The following is a 15558-nucleotide window of genomic DNA, read 5'->3' as shown; positions in this document are numbered from 1 at the left end:
ATGGTTTATTTAATCATAGGACTCCTCTTATTACTACTCTATGTATTTGCGACACCAGAAAGCATTAAAGGGACAGTCAATATCGTCCTTGTCGTCTTTGCTTTCGTAGCACTTTTGATTTTGCTCATGCTGTCTGTCCTGCAAATCTTTCAGCTACCGACAGAATTCTTTATCGCAATCGCCATGCTCTTCCTAGCATACTTTAGCTTGCGAGATATTACCCTCATGTCGGTCCATAAAAGTAAAAAAAGATAAAGAAGAGAGTTTCGGCTCTCTTTTTGCTTGTTAGAATGCTGAATATGAGCATTTTCGTTTAGAATTATTTCCATAAAAATGGTAAAATAGTAAGAGTAGAAATGGAGTTCGAGACATGAAAGTAATAGATCAATTTAAAAATAAGAAAGTCCTTGTTTTAGGTTTGGCCAAGTCTGGTGAATCTGCAGCTCGTTTGTTGGACAAGCTTGGTGCCATTGTGACAGTAAATGACGGGAAACCATTCGAGGACAATCCAGCTGCGCAAAGTTTGCTGGAAGAAGGGATCAAGGTCATCACAGGCGATCATCCTTTGGAACTCTTGGATGAAGAGTTTGCCCTTATGGTGAAAAATCCAGGTATCCCCTACAGCAATCCCATGATTGAAAAGGCATTGGCCAAGGGAATTCCAGTCTTGACTGAGGTGGAATTAGCTTACTTGATTTCAGAAGCGCCAATTATCGGTATCACAGGTTCAAATGGAAAAACAACTACAACGACTATGATTGGGGAAGTTTTGACTGCTGCTGGTCAACATGGTCTCTTATCAGGAAATATCGGCTATCCAGCTAGTCAAGTGGCCCAAACTGCGTCAGACAAGGACACGCTTGTTATGGAACTTTCTTCTTTCCAACTCATGGGCGTTCAAGAATTCCATCCTGAGATTGCAGTTATTACCAACCTCATGCCAACTCATATCGACTACCATGGGTCATTTGAGGAATATGTAGCAGCCAAGTGGAATATCCAGAACAAGATGACAGCGGCTGATTTCCTTGTCTTGAACTTTAACCAAGACTTGGCAAAAGAATTGGCTAGCAAAACACAAGCTACAGTTGTACCATTCTCAACACAGGAAAAGGTTGATGGTGCTTATCTGGAAGATGGTCAACTCTACTTCCGTGGAGAAGTGGTCATGGCAGCTAGCGAAATCGGAGTTCCAGGTAGCCACAATGTGGAAAATGCCCTTGCGACGATTGCAGTAGCCAAGCTTCGTGGTGTTGATAACCAAACCATCAAAGAAACTCTTTCATCTTTTGGTGGTGTCAAACACCGTCTCCAATTTGTGGATGAAATCAAGGGTATCAAATTCTATAATGATAGCAAGTCAACCAATATCTTGGCTACTCAAAAAGCCTTGTCAGGATTTGACAACAGCAAGGTTGTCTTGATTGCAGGTGGTTTGGACCGTGGCAATGAGTTTGACGAATTGGTGCCAGATATTACTGGGCTCAAGAAGATGGTCATCCTGGGTCAGTCTGCAGAACGTGTCAAACGGGCAGCAGACAAGGCTGGTGTGGCATATGTGGATGCGACTGATATTGCAGATGCGACCCGCAAGGCCAATGAACTTGCGACTCAAGGAGATGTAGTCCTTCTCAGTCCTGCCAATGCCAGCTGGGATATGTATGCTAACTTTGAAGTACGTGGCGACCTCTTTATCGACACAGTAGCGGAGTTAAAGGAATAATATGAAAAAAATTGTCTTTACAGGTGGGGGGACGGTTGGACACGTGACCCTCAACCTTTTGTTAATGCCTAAGTTCATCGAAGATGGATGGGAAGTCCACTATATCGGAGACAAGCGTGGCATCGAACACCAAGAAATCCTCAAATCGGGTCTAGATGTCACCTTCCATTCCATTGCGACTGGGAAATTGCGTCGTTATTTCTCTTGGCAAAATATGCTGGACGTCTTCAAAGTTGGTTGGGGAATTGTCCAGTCACTCTTTATCATGTTACGACTTCGTCCACAGGCTCTTTTTTCAAAGGGAGGCTTTGTCTCAGTACCGCCTGTTATCGCAGCGCGTGTATCAGGAGTGCCTGTCTTTATTCACGAATCTGACCTGTCTATGGGCTTAGCCAATAAAATCGCCTATAAATTTGCGACGAAGATGTATTCAACCTTTGAGCAAGATTCAAGTTTGTCTAAGGTCGAGCATGTGGGAGCGGTGACCAAGGTTTCAAACCAAAACACTCCAGAACCAGATGAATTGGTGGATATTCAAACCCACTTTAATCCCAAATTGCCAACTGTATTGTTTGTCGGTGGTTCTGCAGGAGCTCGTGTCTTTAACCAATTGGTGACAGACCATGAGAAAGAACTGACAGAGCGCTACAATATTATCAATCTAACTGGAGATTCTAGTCTGAACGAGTTGAGCCAAAATCTCTTTCGTGTTGACTATGTGACCAATCTCTATCAACCCTTGATGGAATTGGCTGACATTGTTGTGACGCGTGGTGGTGCCAATACGATTTTTGAGCTCTTGGCCATGGCAAAATTACATGTTATTGTGCCACTTGGTCGGGAAGCTAGTCGTGGAGACCAGATTGAAAATGCAGCTTACTTTGTTAAGAAAGGCTATGCAGAAGAGCTTCAAGAAAGCGATTTGACCTTGGATAGTTTGGAAGAGAAGCTTTCTCACTTACTAAGCCACAAGGAAGATTACCAAGCTAAGATGAAGGCTTCTAAGGAATTGAAATCTCTAGCAGATTTTTATCAATTATTGAAAAAAGATTTATCATAAGGAAAGTAAATGTCAAAAGATAAGAAAAATGAGGGTAAAGAAATCCTCGAAGAATTTAAAGAGTTATCAGAATGGCAGAAACGAAACCAAGAATATCTAAAAAAGAAGGCTGAAGAAGAGGCGGCCCTAGCTGAGGAGAAGGAAAAGGAAAGACAAGCTCGAATGACTTCGAAATCTGAAAAGTCAGATGAAACTGAGGATCAAGAGAGTGAACCTGAACCAAAGAACCCAGAATCAGCCAAGGAAGATGCGAAAGAAAAAGCAGAAAAATCAGAAGACGCCAAAAAAGAAGAATCCAAAGAAGAACCAAAATCCAAAGAACCAAAGAAACAGAATAAACAGGCTAAAAAAGTAGAGAAAAAGCCTGTAAAGGAAAAACCGGTTAAACCGAAAATTCCAGGAGTTCATATCTGGCGGGCTATCTCGATTTTGTTTCTCAGTCTGCTTTTATTGGTCGTCTCTGCCTACTTGCTTAGTCCTTATGCGACCATGAAAGATATTCGTGTTGAGGGAACGGTGCAAACTACAGCTGATGATATTCGACAGGCTTCAGGCATTCAGGATTCAGATTATACGATTAACCTTCTGCTAGATAAGGCAAAATATGAAGAGCAGATCAAGTCTAACTATTGGGTTGAATCAGCCCAGCTCGTCTATCAATTTCCAACCAAGTTTACTATCAAGGTCAAGGAATATGATATTGTTGCCTACTATGTTTCTGGAGAAAGTCATTATCCAATCCTTTCAAGCGGTCAGCTTGAGACCAGTTCGGTCAGTTTGGTAAGTCTGCCAGAAACTTATATATCAGTTCTCTTTAATGACAGCCAACAAATCAAAGCCTTTACGTCAGAACTTGCTCAAATTAGTCCAGAACTCAAAGCAGCCATCGAAAAGGTGGAACTAGCCCCAAGCAAGGTGACATCAGATTTAATTCGATTGACTATGAATGATTCGGACGAAGTCTTGGTTCCCCTTTCTGAAATGAGTAAGAAATTGCCTTACTACAGTAAGATTAAGCCTCAATTGTCAGAACCAAGTGTGATTGACATGGAAGCTGGAGTTTACAGTTACACAGTTGCGGATAAATTAATTATGGAGGCTGAGGAAAAAGCCAAACAAGAGGCTAAGGAAGCTGAGAAGAAGCAGAAAGAGGAAGAGAAGAAAAGACTGGAAGAACAGCAGAATAAATTGGAAGAAGAGAAGAAAAAGCTGGAGGAAGAGAGCAATCGAAATCAAACAAACCAGCGTTCATCGCGTCGCTAGGCTTTACTTTTTCTCTTATAGTTCTTTAGTGACCATGTTTTTACTTGACAAGTACTAGTAGAAATAATAGAATAGTAAAAAACCTTTAAAGCAGTCCAGAGAGGCAGCTAAGGTTAGACGGTGAAAGGGTGGAGACTACCCATTTTTCGTGGAACCTTGCTGTTGCCAGGTTCCTTTTTTCGTGACTTCTTGTGGCCAGACTCTCTCACTAGCAAAGGTAAAAGGAGAAACCTATGCGAGAACATCGTCCAGTCATTGCTCTTGATTTTCCTAGTTTTGAGGCGGTCAAGGAATTCTTAGCTCTTTTTCCAGAGGAAGAAAGTCTTTATCTTAAGGTAGGGATGGAGCTTTATTACGCAGCAGGTCCTGAGATTGTATCCTACTTAAAAGATCTGGGACACAGTGTCTTTTTGGATCTCAAGCTTCATGACATTCCCAATACAGTCAAGTCAGCCATGAAGGTCTTGTCTCAGCTTGGTGTGGATATGACCAATGTTCATGCTGCTGGCGGTGTAGAGATGATGAAGGCTGCGCGTGAAGGTCTTGGAAGTCAAGCCAAATTGATCGCTGTCACTCAGCTTACATCAACATCAGAAGCCCAGATGCAGGAGTTTCAAAATATCCAAACCAGCCTGCAAGAGTCTGTGATTCATTATGCTAAGAAGACAGCTGAAGCTGGCTTGGATGGTGTCGTTTGCTCGGCTCAGGAAGTGGAACTCATCAAGCAGGCCACCAATCCAGATTTTATCTGTCTGACACCGGGTATTCGTCCGGCAGGTGCTGCAGTAGGAGATCAAAAACGCGTGATGACACCTGCTGATGCCTATCAAATAGGTAGTGACTATATCGTAGTGGGACGTCCCATTACCCAAGCTGAGGATCCTGTTGCAGCTTATCATGCCATTAAGGATGAATGGACACAGGACTGTAATTAAAGAAATAGATTAGAAAAATAAAAGGAGAAGACCATGACACTTGCTAAAGATATCGCTAGCCACCTCTTGAAAATTCAAGCCGTTTACCTCAAACCAGAGGAGCCTTTCACTTGGGCATCTGGTATCAAGTCACCGATTTACACTGATAATCGTGTGACACTAGCCTATCCAGAAACTCGTACCTTAATTGAAAATGGCTTTGTGGAAGCTATCAAAGAAGCCTTTCCAAAGGTAGAAGTGATTGCAGGAACTGCAACAGCAGGGATTCCACACGGAGCTATTATTGCTGACAAGATGAATCTGCCATTTGCCTACATCCGTAGCAAACCAAAAGACCACGGAGCTGGTAATCAAATTGAAGGCCGTGTAGCTCAAGGTCAAAAAATGGTAGTGGTTGAAGATCTTATTTCAACAGGAGGTTCTGTTCTTGAAGCAGTAGCAGCTGCTAAACGAGAAGGAGCAGATGTGCTTGGAGTTGTAGCGATTTTCAGCTACCAATTGCCAAAAGCAGATAAGAACTTCTCAGATGCAGGTGTCAAACTAGTAACGCTTTCTAACTACAGTGAACTCATCCATCTAGCCCAAGAAGAAGGCTATATCACACCAGAAGGGCTCGACCTTCTAAAACGATTTAAAGAAGACCAAGAAAATTGGCAAAATGCTTAAAACATAGAAAAACAGGTAGTCACTAGGATTACCTGATTTTGTTTTTAATACTAAAGTTGAGCGATAACTTCCTCAGTTGTCAAAACTTGGTTGGCAATGTAGCCGTAGTTTGTTAGTGCAGCTTGGTAGGCTTCTTCACCTGGAGCACCGACAGCATCGTTAACAACAATGACATTGTAGCCTAATTCTATGAGTTCACGCATGTGTGAATCCACGCAGAGATTAGCATTCATACCAGCCAAGATGACGGTGTCGATACCATTTTTGCGGAGTTGAAGGTTAAGGTCGTTGCTTTCTGGGCCAAAGATTTTATGTCCGTTGACAACAATAGTATCTTCATCCAAAAATGGTTTAATCTCTTCAATCATATCTGCTCCAGAGCCTTCTGGAATTGCTGAATACTGGCTATCACGCCAAAACATTTCGTTTTCAATCATCATCGTTTCACCAGCAGCTTTAAATTGCCACTTGTGATCGTGTGGATAGAAGTAGTGCGGTGAGATAAAACGCTTGTAGCCACGCTCTTTAGCAAGAGCGAAAAGCTTTGTCAGATTTTCAATAGTATTAACTTTTTCAAGAACATCTTTAGTTGCTCCGAATCCTTTACCAGTAGATTTTAAGAATTCAACTTGCGGGTCTGTGATAACAAATGCGACATTTTTCTGATTGAACATGAGGTTCCTCCTAATATGATTTGATTAACAGCCAATAGGAATTTAGACTGTTAGTTTGATGATTTTCCAAATGGTAGTTTTAGTTACATACTGACCGTTCGGTACAATTATAATAACATCTAGAATTGAATTTGTAAATCAATTTGCTCAGAACAAAAATTTTAATGATAAAACAGTGGCAAAAGGAGGTGGTTTCAATTGTTTGGTCTCAGACTCTGAATCTGCTATAATAGGAAAAAAGAGAGGTGAGCAGATGAGCGTTAAAGAGCGTATTTTACAAAGTGCTGAGGAATTGATTTATCAGAAGGGTTATGATGCCACCTCCATCAGTGACATCATGGAGGTGGCTGATGTTGGCAAGGGGCAGCTTTATTATTATTTCAAATCTAAGAAGGAAATTGGTTTGACGGTCATTCAAGATATTTTAGCAAAGTGGCGAAAAGAGCTTTTTGAAGATATTTTTGAAGCAGACAAGTCTGACAGTGACAAGTTTTCGGATATGATTGACTGGGTTTGTCAATTTCATGAAAGTCAGACAGTCTTTTATGGTTGCCCAATTGGTAATCTGATTGTGGAATTGTCCACAGAAGATGAGAACTTCCGCTGTCCTCTCAATGATTTTATGACCCAGTGGACAGAGAAGTTAGCCAGCCTCTTGCAAGACCTGCATGCTGACTGGTCAGAAGAACGGTCGCAGTTGCAGGCCCGTCAAGTCATCTCCAGTATTCAAGGCAGCATTGTCATTCTCAAAGTCAGCCAAGACATCCAAGTTTTGGAAAATAATATGACGGATTTGAAAAAGAATTATTGTTAATTTTTAGCCGAAGAATTAAAAGTATGTTAATTTATGGATTGTGGTTAGAGGTAAGAATGACAACAGATATTAAAACTGAAATTGGTCATAGAGTAAGACAGAAACGTGAACGTCACAAATTGACGAGAGAAGAGGTCTGTGGACAGAAGCTGACTTAATAATCAAACAGCTGATGCGTACTGAGCTTGGGCAATCCTTGCCAACAATTACTAAGTTACAATATTTATCTAAGCGATTAGAAGTTCCGATAGATACTTTTCTTGAAAATAAAGAACTAGCTCTTCCTGAGGAAGAGTTGCTGAGTCTAGACTTGATTGAAAGAATATTAGACTTGATAAGAACAGGGACAGGTAGTTTCGCTGAAGATATTTTTGATGATTATTTTAAGCAAGTAACACTAAAGCAAGTTTACACATTCAATGATTTACTATTAATTGATTATTTTGCTATGCAATGTCAAGACTTGATTTATAGAAGAGAGCATTAGATGATTTTCGGATTAAGTTGTTGAAACAGCAATTAGTTAGTGATGAAATGTATAATGTAGAGCTACTATCAGTTCTTTGTGCCATAGCGGTTGTTTATGTTGTTCATAATGACTATAAACATATGATATCTCTAGTAAAAAAGATGAATGAAATTTTATCAGTAACAACGTTGCAAGTCTATAAACCTGGAATTTCAGTATTTGAAGCTAAGTGCTATCTTTATTTTGAAAATGATAAAAATAAAGCAAAGGAACTTTATCACTCAGCAACTATACTAGCTGAACAATTTGATGATAAAGTATTAGAAAATGAAAAGATTATTTGAATTTCCATAACTTAAGAAAGTTCATCATTTTTAATTATCGCTGTAAAATGATTGAAAGTATGAAATTTCCAAACAAAATATTTGAAAAATTTTGAAAAAAGAGTTAGAATATTTTTTGTAATATACAAAGTAAACGCTTACTTATCAAGGAGGACATTTTATGTCATACAAAACAAGCAATGCAGAAGGTCATGTAGATTTCATCAATACCTATGATTTGGAGCCAATGGCGCAACAAGTTATTCCTAAAGCAGCATTTGGCTATATCGCTAGTGGGGCGGAGGATACTTTCACTTTGCGTGAGAATATTCGTGCCTTTAACCACAAACTCATCGTTCCTCATACACTTTGCAATGTAGAAAATCCAAGTACAGAGATTGAATTTGCAGGCGAAAAATTGTCTTCACCAATCATTATGGCGCCTGTTGCGGCTCATAAATTGGCAAATGAACAGGGTGAAGTGGCGACTGCGCGTGGTGTGCATGAGTTTGGTTCTCTCTATACAACCAGCTCTTACTCTACTGTCGACCTTCCAGAAATTACGGAAGCCCTTCAAGGGACACCTCATTGGTTCCAGTTTTACTTTAGTAAAGATGATGGTATCAATCGCCACATCATGGACCGTGTGAAGGCTGAAGGTTATAAAGCGATTGTCTTGACGGCTGATGCTACGGTAGGGGGCAATCGTGAGGTCGATAAGCGTAATGGTTTTGTCTTCCCAGTTGGCATGCCGATTGTTGAGGAATATCTGCCAGAAGGTGCTGGAAAATCAATGGACTTTGTTTACAAATCAGCTAAACAACGCTTGTCTCCACGTGATGTAGAATTTATCGCTGAATACTCAGGACTTCCTGTTTATGTCAAGGGACCACAATGCCGTGAGGACGTTGAACGTTCGCTTGCTGCAGGTGCTTCTGGTATCTGGGTGACCAACCATGGTGGCCGTCAAATCGACGGTGGACCAGCTGCCTTCGATTCACTTCAAGAAGTAGCTGAAGCAGTTGATAAACGTGTGCCAATTGTCTTTGACTCTGGTATTCGTCGTGGCCAACACGTCTTTAAAGCCTTGGCTTCAGGAGCAGACTTGGTAGCTATTGGCCGCCCGGTTATCTATGGCTTGGCTCTCGGCGGTAGTGTTGGTGTGCGTCAAGTCTTTGAACACTTGAATGCGGAATTGAAGACAGTCATGCAGTTGTCTGGAACTCAGACTATTGAAGATGTTAAACACTTTAAACTTCGTCATAACCCATACAACCCAACCTTCCCAGTTGACCCACGCGACTTAAAATTGTATTGATAAAAGAGATTGCCTCCACTTGATGTGGAGGTTTTTCTTCGTCTATAGGAAGAATAAATCACCATTGAAATCTATATAAATATATTTTTCAGTCAAATATCTTGCTAGGGCTTTCATTTTTTGCTATACTGGTGCAGTAATTAAATAATAAAGACATTTGGGGTGCTTTAGGCTGAGATGATACCCATTGAACCTGCTACAGTTAGTACTGTCGAAGGGAAATGTGAATAGTTTTTTCTTGAGAAAGAAAAAACCATCTAATTTTGTAAGCAAAACTCTAATTTTTGATTGTAATTGGAGTTTTTTGTTTATATAAGCTGGATGAAGGTGATACAAAGCATTTAGGTAGCACTTCTTGAACGCCCTTGATTTTCTTTAAAAAGGTCAAGTAAAACTAGGATTTTCTTGCTGTTTTGTTGATTACGAACGAGTAAAGAGAGGAAAAGTAAATATGGAAACACAAGACTATGCATTTCAGCCAGGTTTGACTGTTGGAGAATTATTAAAAAATAGTCAGAAGGATTGGCAGGCTGCAATCAATCATCGTTTTGTTAAGGAACTTTTTGAAGGTGCAATTGAGAATAAGGTCTTAAAAGACTACCTGATTCAGGATTATCACTTCTTTGATGCCTTTTTATCCATGCTGGGTGCTTGCGTAGCCCACGCAGACCAGCTTGAATCCAAACTTCGTTTTGCCAAGCAACTAGGCTTTCTTGAAGCAGATGAAGACGGTTATTTCCAAAAGGCTTTTAAAGAGTTAAAAGTATCTGAGAATGATTACCAGGAAGTGACCTTGCATCCTGTAACAAAAGCCTTTCAGGAGCTTATGTATTCTGCTGTGTCATCATCAGACTATGCCCATCTTTTGGTCATGCTGGTCATTGCAGAAGGGCTCTATCTAGACTGGGGTTCTAAAGATTTGGCTCTACCTGAAGCCTATATTCATTCGGAATGGATCAATCTCCACAGAGGTCCTTTCTTTGCAGAGTGGGTTCAATTTCTGGTTGACGAACTCAATCGTTTCGGGAAAGGTCGAGAAGATTTGACAGAACTTCAGGAACGCTGGAATCAAGCAGTTGCCTTAGAATTAGCCTTTTTTGATATTGGCTATGACGCCTAGAGAAGGTTTAGGATATTTACAAATTTGATGAGGTAAATCATTCAATGTAAATGGTAAATGAAAAAAATTTCTTAACGAAAGATAGAGATAAATCGAAATCAGTAGATCGTATAAAGTTAGAAGGAAGAATTTCAATATGACAAGTTTAAAATTATTAAAAGAAAAAGCACCTTTGGTCATTTGTATAACCAATGATGTAGTAAAAAATTTCACAGCAAATGGATTAGTAGCACTGGGTGCCTCACCAGCCATGAGTGAGTTTCCAGCAGATTTAGAGGACTTATTAAAGTATGCTGGAGGTTTATTAATAAACATAGGCACATTGACAGATGAAAATTGGAAATTATACCAAGCTGCTTTGAAAATTGCAGAGAAATATAATGTCCCAGCAGTTTTAGATCCTGTAGCCTGTGGAGCAGGAGAATATAGAAAAAAAGTAGCAGATGATCTAATTAACAATTACAAACTCGCAGCGATTAGAGGAAATGCTGGAGAGATTGCCTCTTTAGTAGGGATAAATGTGGTATCTAAAGGAGTAGACAGTGCGGGAGTAGATAATATTGATGAAATTGCTCTAGCAGCAAATGAGAAGTTCAATATTCCAATAGTAGTAACAGGTGAAGTGGATGCTATTGCGGTAAATGGAGAAGTGGTAACGATTCATAATGGTAGTGCCATGATGCCAAAAGTTATTGGGACAGGATGTTTATTAGGTGCTGTAGTAGCAAGCTTTATCGGACTAGAAAAAGGTCAAGAATTGAAATCATTAGAAACAGCAATGTTGGTTTACAATATCGCTGGAGAAATGGCAGAAAAACGTCCAAATGGGCATCTTCCTGGAACATTTAAAGTTGAATTTATAAATGCCTTATACGAGATTACAGACGAAGATGTAAAGAAATTCAAAAGAGTGAAGAAAAATGTTTCATAAAGAATTACTAAAACTATATTTTATTTGTGGAACGACTACTTGCCAAGGAAAAGATCTATATACGGTCGTTGAGGAAGCCTTAAAAGGTGGTATAACCTTATTTCAATTCCGTGAAAAAGGTGAGGGAGCCCTGAAAGGTATAGAAAAAGTCGAACTAGCAATAAAACTACAGGCTCTTTGTAAAAAATATAATGTTCCATTTATCGTTAATGATGATATTGATTTGGCATTGGAAATAGATGCTGATGGCGTACATGTAGGACAGGATGACCTTGGAGTTGATGAAATTAGAAAATTGATGCCAGATAAAATAATTGGTCTTTCTATAAAAAACGAGGAAGAATTTCAACAATCAAAAGTTGAATATGTAGATTATGTTGGTGTTGGTCCTGTATTTGATACCCAGTCAAAGGACGATGCTGGTGGTGCTATAGGTTATGAAGGTCTTAAATTGATGAGAAAACTATTGCCACAAATGCCCTTAGTTGCAATTGGTGGGATACAGACGCAACATATTAAAGACATTATGAAGACCAATGTTGACGGTGTTTCAATCATTTCAGCAATATCGTATGCAAAAAATATAGAAAAAACTGTTCGAGAAATGAGTGAAAAATAGGTATCGATCTAACCAAAGAAAGATCTGCTGTATTTCCAGTTCAATTTCTTGAACTGGAAAAAATCGTTTGTTATAATATTTATATAATTAAATAATAAAGACATTTGGGGTGCTTTAGGCTGAGATGATACCCATTGAACCTGATACAGTTAAGACTGGCGAAGGGAAATGTGAAATGGTTTTGTATTTATAGAAACTAACCATCTAATCTTGTAAGCTGAACTCTAATTCCTATCTGTAATTAGAGTTTTTTCTTTTACGAAACTGGATGAAGATGATACAAAGCATTTAGGTAGCTCACATTGAATACCCCACTTTTCTTTAAAAAAGGAGTTTTTTTATGTTGAAAAAATGGCAGTTAAAAGATGTTATCTTACTTGCTTTCTTGTCTATCTTTTTTGGTGGTGTTTTTGTGGGTTCAGGCTATCTGTTTGATATCCTCACCCTGATTTTAGCACCTCTTGGTTTACAGGCCTTTGCCAATGAAATCCTCTTTGGTCTCTGGTGTATGGCTGCGCCTATTGCTGCAATCTTTGTTCCAAGAGTCGGAAGTGCAACGATTGGAGAAGTGCTAGCTGCGCTTGCTGAAGTCCTTTATGGTAGCCAATTTGGTCTAGGTGCCCTTTTGTCTGGCTTGGTTCAAGGTTTGGGAAGTGAACTTGGTTTTATCGTAACCAAGAATCGCTATGAAAGTTGGCTCTCTCTAACTGCCAATAGTATTGGGATTACGCTTGTTAGCTTTGTCTATGAATACATTAAGTTAGGTTACTATGCCTTCTCCCTTCCTTTTGTCCTTTCCTTGCTTGTAGTACGTTTTATTTCCGTCTTTTTCTTCTGTACCATCTTGGTTCGTGCCATTGTCAAACTCTATCATCAGTTTGCAGCTGGAGGCAAGGCATAGATGGGGCTGGAACTACGAGCGATTCAGTCACCAATCTTCCCTGAGCCGCTTGATTTTACTTTTCATGCGCAAGCCTTTACCTTGTTAGTTGGGAGCAGTGGTTCAGGAAAATCCAGCCTCTTTCAAATGATTGCCCAAGTCAGTTCTCTTCCCTATAGCGGTCAAGTCCTGATAAATGGGAGCGAGGTCAGTCAGCTTTCTATCATCGAACGTGTCCAGACGGTTGGTATTCTCTTTCAAAATCCCAATCATCAATTTACCATGGAGAACTTGTTTGAGGAGCTGATTTTTACCTTGGAAAATATTGGGCATCCCGTTCAGGAAATTGATTCTAAAATAGCAGATGTGGTTCGACAATGTCGCTGCGAGAAGATCTTGCACCGTCCCATCCATCACTTATCAGGTGGGGAAAAGCAAAAGGCTGCTTTGGCTGTTCTCTTTGCTATGAATCCTAGGGTCTATCTCTTGGATGAGCCCTTCGCTTCCATTGACCGCAAGAGTAGGATAGAGATATTGGAGATTCTAAAAGAGTTGGCCTCTAATGGGAAGACAGTTATTTTGTGCGACCATGATTTATCTGACTATGAAGCCTATATCGACCATATGGTGGAGCTAAGAGACGGACAACTAACGAAAATAAATCAAATCCCTGCCTCTGAAATGACACAGGCTGTTTCAAAGGAGATTGCTTCTAGCCCAGAACTATTCCATATGGATGGAACGACTTGTGAGCTGGATAAGCGCCCCCTCTTTTCGATTGCGGATTTCACATTCTATAAAGGAATTTCCTGTATTTTGGGTGATAATGGTGTCGGGAAATCAACCCTCTTTCGGTCTATTCTTCAATTTCAAAAGTATAAAGGACGAATTACTTGGAGGGGGACAGTCCTGAAAAAGAAAAAGAGTTTGTATCGTGACCTGACGGGTGTTGTTCAGGAAGCTGAGAAGCAGTTTATCAGAGTCAGTCTGCGAGAGGAACTGCAATTAGATAGTCCAGACTCTGAAAGAAATCAGCGGATTCTCCAAGCTTTACAATATTTTGATCTGGAGCAGGCATTTGATAAGAGTCCCTATCAATTAAGTGGTGGCCAGCAAAAGATTCTTCAGCTCTTGACCATCTTGACCAGCAAGGCGTCTGTGATTTTGCTAGATGAACCTTTTGCAGGTTTGGATGATAGAGCCTGCCATTATTTTTGTCAGTGGATTCTGGAGGAGAGAAATCAGGGAAGAAGTTTTCTGATCATTAGCCATCGTTTAGATCCCTTGATCTCTGTGGTTGATTATTGGATTGAGATGACTAGTCAGGGTCTCAGTCATGTGAAAGCAGTGACAATTACCAAACCACTCACATCTCAGAGTAGCAATACCCAAGGGGAGGTGAAGTAGTATGGTCAAAGTAGCAACCCAGACACCGATTATCAGTCTCTTCTTGCTGATTTTATCCTTGGAAACATCTTTCATTCCTTCGATTGCTCTGAATCTTTCGGTAGTCGCATTTTGCATTCTCTTTATGCTCTATTACCGTCGATTTAAAGTATTGGCTTGGATGATTCTGCTCGCCATTTTGCCATCTTTGGCCAACTACTGGGCAGTTCAGTTACATGGAGATACTTCGCAGGCAGTCATGCTTGGAACGAGGGCCTTTGTGACCGTTTGTATTGGTCTTGTTTTTGTTTCCTCTATTTCCCTAAAAGAGCTTCTCTTGTACTTGGCTCAAAAGGGGTTATCACGCTCTTGGGCCTATGCCTTGATTGTGGTATTCAATTCCTTTCCCCTTATTCAGCAAGAAATCAAGTCCCTCAAGGAAGCTTGCTTATTACGCGGTCAAGAACTACATTTTTGGTCGCCCTTGATTTACAGTAAGGTTTTGATGACGGTCTTTAGATGGCGCCATCTTTACCTGAGAGCCCTATCGGCGCATGGATATGACGAACATGCACAGGTGGAGAATCGCTATCGGACTTTTTATATTCCTCAAAGGACAATATTCATCTACCTGCTTTTCTTTTTATTGCTTCAAACCAGTCTATTTTTATAAAGGAGTTATTATGGAATTTACAGATATTGCGATGGAATTATCCAAGGAAGCTTGGCAGGCCTCCTTTCATCATCCCTTTGTATTACAGTTACAAGAGGGAAATTTAGACCTGTCCATCTTTCGCTATTACTTGATTCAGGATGCCTACTATTTGAAGGCCTTCTCAGAAGCCTATCACCTCTTGGCTGATAAGACTTCAAACCAAGAGATGAAAAGACTCTTGAAACAAAATGCTCAGAGTCTAGTGGAAGGTGAGTTATTTATCCGCCAACAATTTTTCAAGGAATTGGAAATCAGCAACCAGGAAATGGAGCAACATCCAATCGCTCCAACCTGCTATCATTATATCTCTCACATTTATCGTCAATTTGCAGAGCCAAACTTGGGCATTGCTTTTGCGAGCTTGCTGCCTTGTCCTTGGCTATATCATGATATAGGCAAATCACTTAATCTTAAACCATCACCAAATCCTCTCTACCAACAATGGATTGAAACTTATATTACGGATGAGTTGGAGCAGCAGATTCGAGAGGAAGAAGCTTTGGTAAATCAGCTCTATCGAGAAAGTGACGAGACGGACAAACAAAAAATGCTAGAGGCCTTCCACAGAAGTGTCCACATGGAAGCCAAGTTTTGGGAGATGGCTTACCAACATCAAACATGGACGAGTGATTTGCAGTCCTTAGAAAAAGAGAAGAAATAGA

18 protein-coding genes and 2 riboswitches are annotated in these 15558 nt (G+C 40.2%); of the genes, 17 read left to right on the top strand and 1 reads right to left on the bottom strand.

All coding sequences use genetic code 11. From position 1 onward, the window contains the following. From JQ841_RS06970 to pyrE, 6 genes are all read left to right on the top strand, one after another. Complete coding sequence (locus JQ841_RS06970) at nucleotides 1-255, top strand: DUF3165 family protein (RefSeq protein ID WP_045607243.1); 255 nt, start codon at nucleotides 1-3, stop codon at nucleotides 253-255. 115 nt (nucleotides 256-370) lie between these two features. Further along, entirely contained in the window at nucleotides 371-1723 is a 1353-nt protein-coding gene (gene murD, locus JQ841_RS06965; protein ID WP_203180507.1) for a UDP-N-acetylmuramoyl-L-alanine--D-glutamate ligase, read from the top strand. A 1-nt stretch (nucleotide 1724) separates the two neighbouring features. Beyond that, the gene (locus JQ841_RS06960) at nucleotides 1725-2783 is read left to right on the top strand and encodes a UDP-N-acetylglucosamine--N-acetylmuramyl-(pentapeptide) pyrophosphoryl-undecaprenol N-acetylglucosamine transferase (RefSeq protein ID WP_203180506.1); all 1059 of its coding nucleotides are present in this window, start codon (nucleotides 1725-1727) and stop codon (nucleotides 2781-2783) included. A 9-nt stretch (nucleotides 2784-2792) separates the two neighbouring features. After that, the gene (locus JQ841_RS06955; protein WP_203180505.1) at nucleotides 2793-4046 is read left to right on the top strand and encodes a cell division protein FtsQ/DivIB; all 1254 of its coding nucleotides are present in this window, start codon (nucleotides 2793-2795) and stop codon (nucleotides 4044-4046) included. A gap of 233 nt (nucleotides 4047-4279) precedes the next feature. Further along, the gene (pyrF, locus tag JQ841_RS06950) at nucleotides 4280-4981 is read left to right on the top strand and encodes an orotidine-5'-phosphate decarboxylase (RefSeq protein ID WP_203180504.1); all 702 of its coding nucleotides are present in this window, start codon (nucleotides 4280-4282) and stop codon (nucleotides 4979-4981) included. A 33-nt stretch (nucleotides 4982-5014) separates the two neighbouring features. After that, a complete protein-coding gene (gene pyrE, locus JQ841_RS06945; RefSeq protein ID WP_203180503.1) occupies nucleotides 5015-5647 on the top strand; it encodes an orotate phosphoribosyltransferase in 633 nt (210 codons plus the stop codon). A 50-nt stretch (nucleotides 5648-5697) separates the two neighbouring features. Here pyrE and JQ841_RS06940 read toward each other — a convergent pair whose 3' ends face one another. After that, nucleotides 5698-6321: a cysteine hydrolase family protein gene (locus tag JQ841_RS06940; protein WP_000483067.1), complete on the bottom strand. Its 624-nt coding sequence runs from the start codon at nucleotides 6319-6321 to the stop codon at nucleotides 5698-5700. 253 nt (nucleotides 6322-6574) lie between these two features. On the opposite strand from JQ841_RS06940, the gene JQ841_RS06935 reads away from it, so the two are divergent. The 11 genes from JQ841_RS06935 (at nucleotide 6575) to tenA (ending at nucleotide 15557) form a co-directional block, all read left to right on the top strand. Further along, nucleotides 6575-7135 (top strand): TetR/AcrR family transcriptional regulator, encoded by a 561-nt coding sequence (locus JQ841_RS06935; RefSeq protein WP_000111604.1) that lies wholly within the window; start codon nucleotides 6575-6577, stop codon nucleotides 7133-7135. 172 nt (nucleotides 7136-7307) lie between these two features. Then, on the top strand, nucleotides 7308-7622 hold the full coding sequence (locus JQ841_RS10115; RefSeq protein ID WP_002880183.1) for a hypothetical protein: 315 nt from the start codon (nucleotides 7308-7310) through the stop codon (nucleotides 7620-7622). A gap of 20 nt (nucleotides 7623-7642) precedes the next feature. Beyond that, nucleotides 7643-7948 (top strand): hypothetical protein, encoded by a 306-nt coding sequence (locus JQ841_RS10110; RefSeq protein ID WP_165442212.1) that lies wholly within the window; start codon nucleotides 7643-7645, stop codon nucleotides 7946-7948. 160 nt (nucleotides 7949-8108) lie between these two features. After that, entirely contained in the window at nucleotides 8109-9245 is a 1137-nt protein-coding gene (lctO, locus tag JQ841_RS06920; protein ID WP_000120723.1) for an L-lactate oxidase, read from the top strand. A 148-nt stretch (nucleotides 9246-9393) separates the two neighbouring features. Then, nucleotides 9394-9482, top strand: a riboswitch (TPP riboswitch). Between the two features lie 214 nt (nucleotides 9483-9696). Next, nucleotides 9697-10365: a TenA family protein gene (locus JQ841_RS06915; RefSeq protein WP_203180502.1), complete on the top strand. Its 669-nt coding sequence runs from the start codon at nucleotides 9697-9699 to the stop codon at nucleotides 10363-10365. 136 nt (nucleotides 10366-10501) lie between these two features. After that, on the top strand, nucleotides 10502-11296 hold the full coding sequence (gene thiM, locus JQ841_RS06910; protein WP_203180501.1) for a hydroxyethylthiazole kinase: 795 nt from the start codon (nucleotides 10502-10504) through the stop codon (nucleotides 11294-11296). Continuing rightward, nucleotides 11286-11915, top strand: coding sequence for a thiamine phosphate synthase (gene thiE, locus JQ841_RS06905; protein WP_000468570.1), 630 nt, complete (start codon nucleotides 11286-11288; stop codon nucleotides 11913-11915). Before thiM ends, thiE begins: the two co-directional genes overlap by 11 nt. A gap of 95 nt (nucleotides 11916-12010) precedes the next feature. After that, nucleotides 12011-12099, top strand: a riboswitch (TPP riboswitch). A gap of 156 nt (nucleotides 12100-12255) precedes the next feature. Next, the gene (locus JQ841_RS06900; protein ID WP_000915275.1) at nucleotides 12256-12816 is read left to right on the top strand and encodes an ECF transporter S component; all 561 of its coding nucleotides are present in this window, start codon (nucleotides 12256-12258) and stop codon (nucleotides 12814-12816) included. Continuing rightward, on the top strand, nucleotides 12817-14202 hold the full coding sequence (locus tag JQ841_RS06895) for an ATP-binding cassette domain-containing protein (RefSeq protein ID WP_203180500.1): 1386 nt from the start codon (nucleotides 12817-12819) through the stop codon (nucleotides 14200-14202). Nucleotide 14203: 1 nt separating this feature from the next. Continuing rightward, nucleotides 14204-14854, top strand: a complete 651-nt coding sequence (locus JQ841_RS06890; protein WP_203180499.1) for an energy-coupling factor transporter transmembrane component T — start codon at nucleotides 14204-14206, stop codon at nucleotides 14852-14854. A gap of 10 nt (nucleotides 14855-14864) precedes the next feature. Further along, complete coding sequence (gene tenA / locus JQ841_RS06885) at nucleotides 14865-15557, top strand: thiaminase II (protein ID WP_060627901.1); 693 nt, start codon at nucleotides 14865-14867, stop codon at nucleotides 15555-15557. Nucleotide 15558: the final 1 nt, after the last annotated feature.

The organism is Streptococcus mitis (assembly GCF_905187535.1).
GTDB classification, from domain to species: domain Bacteria; phylum Bacillota; class Bacilli; order Lactobacillales; family Streptococcaceae; genus Streptococcus; species Streptococcus mitis_BS.
This window is presented reverse-complemented; position numbering and strand designations above follow the sequence as displayed.